The 13,264-nt window shown below is 52.4% G+C and carries 7 protein-coding genes; 5 read left to right on the top strand and 2 right to left on the bottom strand.

Translation table 11 applies throughout. The features are described from left to right. Positions 1–95: 95 nt before the first annotated feature. Positions 96–2,003 (bottom strand): sulfatase family protein, encoded by a 1,908-nt coding sequence (locus tag LCM31_RS08825; protein WP_224869241.1) that lies wholly within the window; start codon positions 2,001–2,003, stop codon positions 96–98. A 349-nt stretch (positions 2,004–2,352) separates the two neighbouring features. Here LCM31_RS08825 and LCM31_RS08830 point away from each other — a divergent pair, with 349 nt between their 5' ends. From LCM31_RS08830 to LCM31_RS08850, 5 genes are read left to right on the top strand one after another with little or no spacing between them, the layout of a single operon-like run. Beyond that, positions 2,353–3,813: a sulfatase gene (locus LCM31_RS08830; RefSeq protein ID WP_224869243.1), complete on the top strand. Its 1,461-nt coding sequence runs from the start codon at positions 2,353–2,355 to the stop codon at positions 3,811–3,813. After that, positions 3,810–5,357 carry a sulfatase family protein gene (locus tag LCM31_RS08835; protein WP_224869245.1) on the top strand — a complete coding sequence of 516 codons (1,548 nt, stop codon included), beginning with the start codon at positions 3,810–3,812 and terminating at the stop codon, positions 5,355–5,357. Before LCM31_RS08830 ends, LCM31_RS08835 begins: the two co-directional genes overlap by 4 nt. An 11-nt stretch (positions 5,358–5,368) precedes the next feature. Further along, on the top strand, positions 5,369–6,787 hold the full coding sequence (locus tag LCM31_RS08840; protein WP_224869247.1) for a sulfatase-like hydrolase/transferase: 1,419 nt from the start codon (positions 5,369–5,371) through the stop codon (positions 6,785–6,787). Positions 6,788–6,809: 22 nt separating this feature from the next. After that, entirely contained in the window at positions 6,810–9,236 is a 2,427-nt protein-coding gene (locus LCM31_RS08845; RefSeq protein WP_224869249.1) for a glycoside hydrolase family 95 protein, read from the top strand. A gap of 10 nt (positions 9,237–9,246) precedes the next feature. Continuing rightward, entirely contained in the window at positions 9,247–10,791 is a 1,545-nt protein-coding gene (locus LCM31_RS08850; RefSeq protein ID WP_224869250.1) for a sulfatase, read from the top strand. 61 nt (positions 10,792–10,852) lie between these two features. Here LCM31_RS08850 and LCM31_RS08855 read toward each other — a convergent pair whose 3' ends face one another. Further along, positions 10,853–13,240 carry a carbohydrate-binding protein gene (locus tag LCM31_RS08855; protein ID WP_224869252.1) on the bottom strand — a complete coding sequence of 796 codons (2,388 nt, stop codon included), beginning with the start codon at positions 13,238–13,240 and terminating at the stop codon, positions 10,853–10,855. Positions 13,241–13,264 lie beyond the last annotated feature (24 nt).

Here is a 13,264-nt window from a genome sequence, read left to right on the forward strand (position 1 = left end):
AAATCTACTTCGGTGTTCCGGGTGGTCGGGCCGGGTTGGGTCGGATAGGGCAGTGGAGGCGCCGGCCATCGCGGGCAGGATGGCCGGCAGGTGCGTTACAGCTGAGTAATATACTGCCAGCGGTTATAGAGCCAGGTGTCTACCTTCGCGGAGGGGGTACCTTTTACGGGTGGCAAAATTTTCAGGCCGCTCGGTTGTTCGAAGATAAAGCCGCGTTGCTCTTTTAGCAGAGCGGCAATGTTGAGCAGTTCCACTTTTTCCATGTCGTGTTTGGTCGCCCCATACAATGCGGAGAAGGTCGCGATTGGATTATCGCCGGCGACCATTGCCAGGAACTCCATGGCGCGTGACTGGACTTGTATGCTGCTGGATTTTACCAGCAGTTCGCGGGCCTTCGCCGTGAATGCTGAGGCTTGCTTGCCGAAGCTGGTGGCGGATACCAGAGCGCGATACACCTTGTCGGGATCGTTCTGTTCAAGCGCTGCTTTTAGTTTTGGCATTGCTTGGTCGAAGGGCAGTAACTGCAGGTCAGCAATGTCAATCAGCTCTTGGATGTGCGCGCTATGCTCTCGGCCGTATGTATAGAGGCTGCTTTCTAGTTTTTTCTGAACCAGACGAGACTCCGGGATAAAACCAAGGTCGGGATATGCGAGTTGGTGTGTTCGCAGTTGGGTCCGCATTGCCTGCAGTTGCGGCTGGTAATCTGGGTGCTCTGCAAGGTTGTTGGTCTCGTAGGGGTCTACTTCCAGGTTATAGAGTGCTTCTGGCTGTTTCGGTTTGAAGAATGCGGCTTGCTGCGCGTTAAGCTCTCCCGCCTGGAACAGGTTGCGCCACTCTTTGTACGCTTCCTGTTTGTAGCGATAAAAATTTTCCAGTCCATCGGGGTAGTAGGGCTGGTAATTGCGGATGTATTTCAGGTTGCCCTTGCGTAAGCTGCGAACCAAGTCGGACTTTTCGTCGAATCGGTCTGCCTGTCCATAGGCTTCGTCACGCAGATTCAGCTGCTCCAGGCTGGTGCCAGGGGAGAGGAATGCCTTACCGGGGTATGCGGCGGGTGCCTCAATGGAGGCCAACTGCAAAGCGGTGGGCGCAAAATCAATAAAGCTCACCAGCCCACTTACACGGGTGCCTTCGTGTTCCAGGCCTTTGCCCACCAAGTGCTTAAAGTTCTCTGGGACGCGGACTACCAGCGGCACACTTAAGCCTCGCTCAAAGACATATCCCTTACTGCCTGGAAGCACCCCACCGTGGTCCCCGAAGTAGAAGATAAATGTGTTTTCCAGTTCTCCATCCTGCTTTAGCTGTTCCACTACTCCGGCAATCATGCGATCGGCCTTTACGTGGTTGTCGAGTGTTCGCGCGTGGGTATAGCGAAACAGCGGGGTGTCTGGATATATCGGGGCCAGCTCTATGTCTTCTGGGGAGTGTGCGGTTGGGCTGTTCTCTAGTGCCGCGGGCTTAAAGTGCAATTTGCCTTCGTGGGTGATGCCAAAGGTCTGCATGTGGAAGAAGGGTTGGCCTTCGGCGCGACCTCTCCAGTGGGCCTGGCTGGACAGCTCATCCCACCACTCCTCGGTGCGCGAAAAGTTGTAGTCAGTTTTGACGTTGTTGCTGGTGTAGTAGCCGGCACGTCTCAGCAATTCGCTGAAAGGAGGAAGTCCATCCGGCAGTTCAGCTTTTGTATAGCCGCGGTGGTTCATAGTGCCGGTGGTCGTTGTGTACAGGCCGGTGGCGAGGGTGGTGCGTGCTGTAGAGCAAACCGGTGAGTTTGAAAAAGCGTTGGTGAACACGAGGCCGTCTTCAGCCAATTCCTCTACGGCCGGCATGCTCGCACCCTGGTGGTCATAAAGCTTCAGGTAGTGCTTGGAGTTGTCCTCGGTGACCAGCCAGACAATATTCGGGCGTGCGGTTTCTGGGGGGGTACTCGTCCCAGCAGTGGAAAAAGTGGATAGCCCGGAAAGGAGGGTAGAGGTCAGGGCGCAGAGCAGTAGTTTGTGGGGCATGGTTTGTTATTGCTTTGTGATGGCTGTGGTATCGTTACCAAAATGATAAGGAATTACAGCCACATGTCTAGTTTCCTCTGGGAGTGATTGAAAGCAGCTGGTGCGAGATGTGTGGATGCGCAAGCCAAATGGGCTTCAATAGGGGTGGGATTGCGAATAAATTCCTTTTTTATCAATATCTTGAAGTCTTTCCATCTCCCTGAGGTTGTATTGAATTGAGGCTTAAGCCTTGCTTGATCGGTGCATGCTGGCGCCAGCTTGTTGGTGTGCGGCCTGAATATGGGAACGTTGCCATTTGTGGGGCAGTATGCATAATGTGACTGATAAGTGTGGAACAAGAATAAATCCTATGATGTTGCAGAAATTTTCGGCATTCCTGGCCGCTCTGGCGTTATCTGTTCAGGTTTCCGCGGACTCTGAAGTTAATGCAGAGGCCGGGGTAGCTGGCAAGCAGCCCAACCTCATTGTGATCCTGACGGATGACCAGGGTTATCAAGATGTTGGGTTCAACGGCAGTACTGAGATTGCTACGCCGCATATCGACCGCATCGCGAATGAGGGTGCGCGTTTTACCAATGGTTATGTGACCTTCTCTGTGTGCGGGCCAAGCCGTGCAGGCCTGCTGACTGGTCGCCATCAGGAGCGCTTCGGGTTTAACTTCAACCCGAGTGTTGACCCGAGTGTGCCCGGCAACGGTATTCCTCTCAGTGAAAAGAATATTGCGGAAGTGCTACAGCCAGCGGGCTATACCAGCGGGATCGTGGGTAAATGGCATATGGGGACGCATCCAGATATGCGGCCGAACAAGCGTGGTTTCGACTACTTCTATGGGTTTCTTTCCGGGGGGCACCGCTATTTTCCTGAAGAAATGGTGTTCAATGACTTGAGCGAAGTTGAGCACAAGTACGATTGGTACCAGACCCGTTTGCTAAGAAATGAAGAGCGCATCGACTTCGATGAGTATCTGACGGACGAGTTGTCCCATGAGGCGGTCGACTTCATCAAGCGAGAAAAGGACAACCCGTTCTTTTTGTATGTTTCCTATAACGCACCACATGCACCGCTGCAGGCAAGCCAGGAGTATCTGGATCGCTATCGCCATATCGAGAACGAGCGTCGTCGTACCTATGCAGCGATGATTGCGGCCGTGGATGATGGTGTTGGGCGGATTCTCGACACCTTGAAAGAGCAGGGTATTGATGACAATACGCTGGTATTTTTCCTCTCGGACAACGGTGGCCCGGAGCGGCACAATGCCTCCGATAATGGCCCGTTGCGCGATGGCAAAAACTCGCTTTTTGAAGGTGGTGTGCGGGTTCCTTTCGCAGCGCGCTGGCCCGGTGTGATTCCGGCAGGTTTCGATTACGCAAACCCGGTGAGCTCAATGGATATTCTCGCGACCATTGCCTCGCAGGCAAATGTCGACACCAGTGAGAACAAGCCGCTGGATGGAGTTGACCTGATTCCCTTCCTAACCGGTGAAGACGACGGTCTTCCCCACGATGTCCTGTTCTGGCGCCATTTGAAAGCGGGTGGTGTTGCCGTGCGTATGGGGGATGAAAAGTTTGTCCGCAAGGGCGACGAGCGAATGCTGTTTGATGTCTCCAGTGATCTGAGTGAAAGCAAAGACCTCAGCGCGAGCAAGCAAGAACGCGCGGAATACTTAGATGAGCAGGTTGATGCCTGGAGTGAAAGTTTCCCCGCTCCTGCATTCCCTGATGCCCATGGCTGGAAAAAGCCGGCAAAGAATAAAAAGCGTAAAAACAATAACCAGCGCAAAAAGAACAACAAAGTAGGTGAGAGCAAATGATCAAGAAGCAATTAATCGCAGCTTCATTGGCGCTGACGACAGCTTTGAGTGGCTGCAGCCAATCTGAAGATGTGGCAATTCCGACAGTCACACATGAAGAAAACAAAAAGCCCAATGTAGTGATTTTCTATATTGATGATCTGGGCTGGGGCGATTTGGGTTCTTACGGTGCCACCGGCGTTGAAACGCCAGCAATTGACCGTATTGCCGATAACGGCATCCGTTTCACCGATGGGCATTCGTCTGCAGCTACCTGCACCCCATCGCGCTACTCCCTCTTAACTGGAGAGCACGGTTTCCGCAGTCAGGCGAAAATCCTCAAAGGCGATGCACCTGCACTGATTCAGCCAGGTAAAGCGACCCTGGCATCCATGTTGAAAAAAGCCGGTTACACCACCGGGGTGGTAGGTAAGTGGCACCTTGGGTTGGGCGACGGCAACGTCGATTGGAATGCAGACATCAAGCCCGGGCCCCTGGAAATCGGCTTTGACTACAGCTTCCTGCTACCCGCGACCGGTGACCGCGTACCGACCGTATACGTAGAGAATCACAATGTCGTTAACCTGGACCAGGCAGACCCGATTCAAGTGAACTACCGCGGTAAAGTGGGTGATCGCCCGACCGGCTATGAAAATCCGGAACTGCTGCGCTTCTGGGCAGACCCGCAACACAATGAAACCATCGTCAATGGTGTAAGCCGTATTGGCCATATGGCGGGCGGGGAATCTGCACTGTGGAAAGACGAAGACTTCGCTCAGGTGTTTACCGACAAGGCGATCGAGTTTATTCGCGCGAATAAAGACAACCCGTTCTTCCTGTTCAAGTCCTATCACGATATTCATGTGCCGCGTCTGCCACACCCTCAGTTCGAGGGTAAGAGCACCATGGGCGTTCGCGGTGATGCCATCGTTCAGATGGACTGGATGACTGGCCGGGTAATCGATGAAATCGAAAATCTGGGGCTGGCTGAAAACACCCTGATCATCTTTACCAGTGACAACGGCCCCGTACTGTTTGACGGCTACCGTGACAGCGCCATTGAGTTGCTGGGTGAGCATAAACCGGCCGGCCCGTTCAGTGGTGGTAAGTACAGCCGTCTGGAAGCCGGTACCCGCGTGCCGACCATCGCCTACTGGCCGGGCACCATCAAGCCTCTGGTGAGCGATGCGCTGGTTTCACAGATGGATATCTACGCCTCTCTGGCGAAGCTGGTTGGTGTTGAGGTGCCTGAAGGTGAGGCCGTGGATAGCCTGGATCAGCTTGCCGTTTGGCTGGGCGAAAGCACAGAAGGGCGTACCGATCTGTTGGAGGAGTCGCTCGGTAACGTTGCGCTGCGTCATCATAACTACAAGTTCATCCCGGGCAATGACAGCAAGCCGAGATTTATCAAGGCGAAGAAAATCCGCGGTGGCTACCAGAGCGACGACCAGCTGTATGATCTGGATCAGGATATTGGCGAGCACAATAACATTGCCGCTGAAAACCCTGAGCTGGTAGAGCAATTCCGCACGCGTATTGCTGAAATTACTCAAGGTTCTTACTAACAGGTGGTTTTATGACAGTGCATCGGATATTGAAGTACGGGATACGTTTTGCAGCCGCTGCGATTGTTTCGATTTTGGCACCTCATGTTGCCGCCGCAGAAAAGTCTGCAAAGCCGAACTTCGTACTCATTCTGGCTGATGATCTTGGGTACGGTGATCTGGGCTATACCGGCAGCACTCAGATTCGCACGCCAAATATCGATGCGCTGGCAGCCAGTGGGGCCATTATCGACCAGGGTTATGTGAGCGCCCCGGTTTGCGGCCCCTCCCGCGCAGGCCTGATGACCGGCCGTAATCAGGTGAATTTTGGTTTTGATAATAACCCGGTAAAACCCGTACCGCAGTTCAAGCCCGAGTATTTCGGCTTGCCTGTGGGCGAAAAAACGATTGCGGATCGTTTGGCTGAGCTTGGTTACATCAATGGCTTGATGGGCAAATGGCACCTGGGCGACCAGGATCAGTTTCGACCCAGCCGCCGTGGCTTTCACGAGGTGTGGACCTACCCGGTAGGCGGGCACGACTACTTCCGTTCTGAGCCCGATGGGGAGGGCTATCTGTCGCCATTGGAGAGTAACTTCAAAACGCCAGACCCCATCACTTATCTAACGGATGATACGGCGAATGAAAGTATCGACTTTATCCGTCGTCACAAAGACAAGCCGTTTTTCCTGTATGCGTCCTTCAATGCGCCGCATACCCCGTTGCAGGCCACCGAAGAAGATTTGGCGCTGTACCAGCATATTGCCGATGAAAAGCGGCGCACATACGCCGCGATGGTGCACAACCTGGACGTAAACGTTGGCCGGATTGTTCGTGAACTCAAGGAACTGGGACTTTATGACAACACCATGGTGGTGTTTCTGAGTGATAACGGTGGTCCCATTGCCGCCAAAAACCCATGGACACTGAATGCCCCCTATCGTGGCTCCAAGGGGGGCTTGTTGGAGGGCGGTATCCGTGTTCCGTTCCTGGTTTCATGGCCACAGGGTATTGAGGCAGGATTGCGTTACGAATATCCGGTAACTGCACTCGACATTACCCCAACCTTCGTTGAACTTGCTGGTGGCGCCATTGCCGAATCCGACAAGCTCGATGGATCCAACGTGTACCCGTACCTCGCGGGCAAAGTTGCGGGCAACCCTAACGACGATATGAAGTGGCGTTTCACAATCAGTGCCAGTATTCGGGAAGATGACTGGAAACTGGTGCGCCTGCCTGACCGCTTGCCGATGCTGTTCAATGTAAAAGCAGATCCGTCCGAGCAGAATGATGTTGCCCACCTTCACCGGGAACGCGTTGTGCGTATGCTGAAAGCGCTGGGAGACTGGGACGTATCTGCGCCGCACCCGCTATACCTCGAAGGGGAGCAATGGCGACGTGTTCAGCTGGACAACTATGACGTTGAGTACCGGCTGACGCAGCCAAATTGATCCCCCTGCAGGAACGCAGCCCATGTCGACCGCTTCAAAACGCAATGTATTGAGTCTGATTGCTGCGTTCCTGCTGTCCCCAAACATTGCCGTTTCAGAGTCGGCCGAGCACGATCCTGCACATGCAATTTGGTTTGAGCAGCCCGCATTGAATTGGGACCAGGCATTGCCGATCGGTAATGGCCGCCTTGGTGCCATGGTATTCGGCGGAATAGGCCACGAGCGCCTTCAGCTCAACGAAGATTCCATGTGGGCAGGGCAGCCGACGGATCGCTTCAACCGCGGTTCTAAGGTCAAGCTCGATGCATACCGCGAATCCTTGTTTAACGGAGATCACGCATCTGTTGAGCAGGGCATTATGCGGGAGCTCTCGATCAACCAGACTCCCGTGCGCTCTCATCAAACCCTGGGTGATCTGTTTCTGACATTTGACCATGCCGAAGCCAGTCACTTTCATCGCGCTTTGGATCTGAAAACCGCTGTCGCCAGCGTAAGCTATATGCACGATGGCGTGCGCTTTCAGCGCCAAACCTTTTCTTCACAGCCCGACCAAATTCTGGTCTCGCGGCTAACTGCCAGTGAGCCTGGCGCGTTAAGTTTCACCCTGCGCCTGTCCCGTCCGGAGGATAACGGTATTCCGACGGCGACTACTCGAGTCGTTGGCAGTAATACCCTGGTGCAATCCGGGCAAGTCACGCAGGTTGGGGGAATTGATCCAAATGATGGCGCAGGGGTGAGATTCTTTAACCAGGTTACGGTGGTACCCATCGGGGGTGTCCTCAAGAAGCTGGGCAAAGATCTTCGGGTAGAGAATGCAGATAGCGTGATCATTTACATTGCCGCGAATACCGATTTTTATACCCCAGACTATGTTGATCGCACACGTGCGCAAATTAATGCCGCTATCAACAAGGGGTGGAAAGCGCTAAAGCGTGCGCACATTGAGGATTACCAAGCTCTCTATCATCGCTCGGTTCTTACTCTGGAAGAAACGGAAAACACCTCCTTGCCGACCGATATGCGCCTGCAAGGGGTTCAGCAAGGTGCTCCCGATCCGGCATTTTCAGCACTTTATTACCACTACGGCCGATATCTACTGATTAGCAGCTCTCGCGTGGGCAGCCAGCCGGCAAATCTGCAAGGTATATGGAATCGCCACATCAGGGCCCCGTGGAATGCGGATTATCATTTGAATATTAACCTTCAAATGAACTACTGGCCGGCGGACCTGGTAAATCTTAGTGAATTACAGCGGCCGTTATTTGAATTTATCAAGCGCCTTGCTGTTCGGGGGCGAAAAAGAGCGCGCGAAAATTTTGGCGCGCGTGGCTGGGTAAGTCCCCACGCAACGGATATATGGGCGGATGTATGGACCCGTGCCGCACGACCTTACTGGGGTTTGAGTCACAATAGCAATGCCTGGCTGGTGAGTCATCTGGTGGAGAGCTATCGCTTCTCTGGCGATGAGGCATTTCTCAGAGACGAGGTTTACCCGCTATTGCGTGAGGTGTGCGAGTTCTACTTTGATTGGCTGGTGCCACATCCTCAAAATGGCCTGCTTGTATCAGGGCCTGCAGTTTCACCGGAAAACCGATTTCTGGTAGAAGAGGGGGGTGAGCTGGTGGAGCGCTCTACAACCATGGGGCCTGCAATGGATCAGCAGGTGATCGGACAGCTTTTTAAGTCGACGCTTGAAGTACTGGATCATCTGGCAATCTCCAATGAATTCTCTGAGGAGCTAGAGCACAAGTACCGGCAGCTTTCTCCCGGTATCCGCCTCGACGAAAATGGAAGAATCATGGAATGGTTCTATCCCTATCGAGAAGCTGAACCCGGGCACCGGCATATCTCCCATCTTTACGCCCTGTATCCCGGAAGCGAAATCCACCCGTTACTGACGCCCGAATTCGCCGACGCCGCGCGCAAGACGATTGAGCATCGGCTTGAACACGGCGGGGCGGCGACCGGTTGGAGTCGGGCATGGATGATCAACTTTATGGCTCGCCTTCATGATGGCGAGACCGCGAAGCACCACCTGGATGTGCTTTACCAACGCTCTACCTCCAGTAACCTGTTCGACTTGCATCCGCCATTCCAGATTGATGGCAACTTTGGGGCAACGGCGGCTATCGTCGAAATGTTGCTGCAGTCTCATGCCGGTTATATCGATCTTCTGCCCGCGCTTCCCCGTGATTGGGCATCGGGTGCGGTCCGCGGTATCAAGGCCCGCAGTGGCTATGAAGTTGGTGTGCGCTGGCGTAATGGCCAGCTCGCCCACAGCACACTTCGCGCTCGAGAGGATGGGCTTTGTCGGGTGCGCTATCAGGGCCGAGAACTGGTAATTACCGACGAGCAGGGTAGGGAGGTTGCTGCGTCAAAGAATGAATATGGAATTTTCATTTTCGACGCCCATGCCGAAACCGAATATCAGTTGACTACAAAAATCTAATGGAAAACTCATGAAACCAACACGATTTATCGTCGCTTTTCTTGCTTTTATGGTGGTGCAGTTAGTCGCCACTCAGGTGTGGGCTAAGGAAAACGCCAAACCGAATTTTGTATTTATCGCGATCGACGATATGAATGACTGGGTGGGGTATATGGGCGGTCATTCACAGGCAAGTACCCCGAATTTAGATGAGTTGGCCAGCCAGGGTACGGCCTTTATGAACGCCCACAGTGTCGCACCCGGGTGTTCTCCGAGTCGCAATGCACTCTTGTATGGCGTGGAGCCCTACAATTCCGGTCTGTATCCTTTTTATGACCACGATATCCATAAGTCACTGAGTCAGAAATATACGAGCCTGCCGCGCTTCCTTAAGGAGAATGGTTACCAGACCTACGGCGCGGGTAAAATCCACCACGGCCCCCAGTATGGCGAGCAGGAGTGGAGTGAATATTTCGTTTCTGACAATGTTTCCAAACGATTTGCCGAGGGTAAGGGGTTTACTGACGGGAACTCGAAGAAATCGTCCTTTCGGCCTGTTACTAACCCGCTGGAAGAAATGACGGATCACCAAGTTGCGTCCTATGGTATTGAAGTCATTCAACGGGAACATGAAAAACCGTACTTTGTTGCAATCGGACTTGTAAAGCCGCATCTTCCATTTGATTGTCCCGTCGAGTTTTACGATGCATTACCAGAAAAGATTGAGTCTCCAGAAATTCTCGCCAGTGATTTGAATGATATTGGACGTGAGGCCAACAGTATGCGTCGTGCTGGTGACGACAAAAAATTCTCTGGTAATAACAAGTGGGAGGAAGTCCGTCGAAACTATCTTGCCTGTATATCCTGGGTGGATTACAACGTTGGCCGCATTATCGATGCGGTAGAAAGTGGCCCTGATGCAGACAATACGGTAGTGATCCTCTGGTCAGATCATGGTTACCATATGGGTGAAAAGAAGACCTTCCGCAAGTTTACTTTGTGGGAGGAGGCTTCCCGGGTTCCGTTCATTATCGATGACCGTCGTTTCTCGCAGAAGGGCACCGGTAAACCTGTTGAACAAGCGGTTACCTTGATTAATGTGTATCGTACTATTGCGGAATTGGCCAAACTTGATGCGCCTGAATATGTTGATGGCGTGAGCCTGGTACCGCAGCTTCGCGACCCGAATGCTCCGGTATCCATCCCGGCCATATCTTCCTGGGGGCGTGGAAACTACACCGTACGCACGGAAGATTGGCGTTATATTCGCTACTTCGACGGTGCAGAAGAGTTGTACGACCATCGTCAGGATTCCAACGAGTGGCACAACCTCGCTTCTAGTGAAGATCACCAGGATACGCTAAAGGAGCTGGCTGCTATGTTGCCCGAGCAGGAGGCGCCAACGGTCGAAGAGTTTCTCGCGTATTGGAGTATTTATGGTGCGGACAAGAAGCGATTGAAAGCAGAGGCGGAAGCGGCTAAAGAAAATGGTATGGCCAAGGATAAAGAGGATAAAAAGAAAGCTAAGAAAGCGGCCAGAAAGAATGCTAGAAAGCAGGCTGCGCAAAACACTTGAGCCTGCTTTCCCATGGTTATTGCCCGCTAGTGCCGGGCAATAACCTAAACTGGAATACCGGTTACCACTCGACGGAAATTTTATCGACGACCGTTATATCCTTAAGCTCGATGCTGTTTGTTCCTGCGTTCAGAGGTAGCTCCAGATCAATGCTGGCTGGTGCTCCACCCTGGTAACACCACGCGCCGGATGCGGGGACAGAGTGCGTTTCGAAGAAGCCGGAATTGGTCTTCACGGACAGATCGCGCGCAGCACTGGCATAGTAGGAAACAGAGACAGTATAAGTGCCAGACTCTGGCGCAAACACATTGTCAAATACGATTGAATTCGTACTGTTGTTACCAATGTTTTTCACCATCTCGCCATTAGAGGCCAGCTCACAGCTGGTAGCCGTGGCAGTACCGTTCAAAATTGAATGCTCAGCCTCGTAGTCAACCACCGCTTTATTATCAACAGTGATTCGGTCTAGTGGCGCCGAGTTGGTGAAGGTGATCGTGTTAGCTCCTGCTTCCAGGTAGACAACGACGCTTACTTCCGTTGGCATACCGCCTTCAAAGCAAAAGCTGCCAGCGCCACTTGTAGTAATTGTCTGAACTTCTGAGTCGTTTACTTGGAAAGAAACATTTGAGGCCGACTTACTTAGCGTGCTGATACGCATCGTGTAGTAGCCGGCAACATCCGCATAGACGTCTTCAAAAGCAACTTTTCTTTCTCCACTAATGGATTTTACGGCCTGTCCATTGGAGTAGTTGCTGCAGCTGTTCAGCTTTACGGCGCCAATTAGCGTGGCGTTTTCCGCCTCGTATACTGTGGGTCCAATACCGGCGCCGTTATAGGCGCCAACATTTTCGCCTGTGTTTGCAAGGTTTACAGGGTTACCAAAGTAGTCTTCCGTAGCGCCGGCTGTGATATGGGAAAAAATTCCCTGTCCTGCATTGGGAAATGGCGGTTCGACAACGGCTCTTGCCGCACCAATCGCCGGGCTGGTGGACTCCAATTTGTATGCCGACGGGGTAAGATGGCCGTTTTCCAAATATTGCGGATCGGCCATCATCGCGTTGGAGTCGCTATTCGTAAAGCCGTTTGCGACATTACCGAAGAACATGTTGTTATCAACATCCAGTGCTGTGCCATCGTAGATGGACAGCAGTTTTTGGCCCATGCTTGCGCCGTTCGCAACGTAGAACGCGTTGTTGTACACATAGGTATTTATTCCATCTATATCAATCCCCGTGGTGAGAGGCGTACCGTCTAGGGTCTTGTTGATATAAACAGAGTTGTTGTAGATGTAGTTGTGCTTGGACTTAGGTTCGTCGTGCGGGAATTGGGTGACCCATAAGGTATTGCCCTTGTTTGCCCGGAACCCGTCATTCACACTGATGTTAAAGCGGTAGGTCGAGTACTCATTGTTTCCGAGGATCTCTGCAAAGCCGCCTTCACTGTCTTCACTGTAGTTGTACTGCAACAGTACATATTTGTTTGAGTGATCGACATGCATTCCGTAGGAATCACCTGACCCTCGGGCGTGCTTGGATATATTGTATTGGGCGACAACATGCCGTGTGTTGAAAAACCAAGCACCACTACCGCGGCCAGCCATGCGGCCATTTTCGTCCGCTCCTGGATATTCAAACAAGTTGTTTTCCACGAGCACGTTATAGGTGTTGCCCGGAGTGATACCGCTGCCGCCGGTTTTGTAGGTGTGGTTGTTGGTTAGCACGAAGTTCATGTTTCGGTTGATCATCTCATTACCGATGCCATTCTCTCCGCCACCATGCCGCGACCAGATACCAAATTTCGTGGTCATGGTGATGTAGCAGTTGTCTACCGTTACGTCACGGATATGTTTTTCCTGACCTGCGACCGTGTTTTTTTCCGTCTTGAAGTTGATGCCGGCAGACTTAATTTGATTGAAGTCACTGGGGTCAAATACCACGGGGTAGATGTCACGTATGGTTAGATTGGTAAACTTGAAGTGACGCATCACTTCGGTACCATCGTTGTAAACATCAATGCCGTAGGCTTCTTTATTTGAGAAGCCGTTAATCCAGCTCTGTCGATCGTTGGTGATCTCCAGGTCATCAAATTCCAGATACTGCTGGTTGTTGATGAATATTGCCGCATGGTGGTCGCCTTTGGGGCCGCCTGCGCCATTCAGAATTGGCTGATCACCTTCACCATAGCGCCCAAAGAAGATGGGTGCGTCTTCTTCCCCGGAGTAGCTAGGCTTGAGCTGCCCGATAAATGTATCGTCTGATTTAAAAAAGACCTTGTCTCCGGGGAGTAGCGCCGTATTGCTGACGTGTTCCAGGCTAGCCCAGGGTGCCTCTGGAGATAGTCCGTTGTTGAGGTCATCGCCACTTGATGAGCTGACATAATAATCAGCCGCAAGTACGCTTTGGCTCATCATGCTAATGGTTAATAAAGCAATGTTTAGTGTTTTCTTCATAATGGATTTCATTTTTCTTATTGG

Origin of the sequence: Microbulbifer agarilyticus, from assembly GCF_020171345.1 — a bacterium.
Lineage (GTDB): Bacteria > Pseudomonadota > Gammaproteobacteria > Pseudomonadales > Cellvibrionaceae > Microbulbifer > Microbulbifer agarilyticus_D.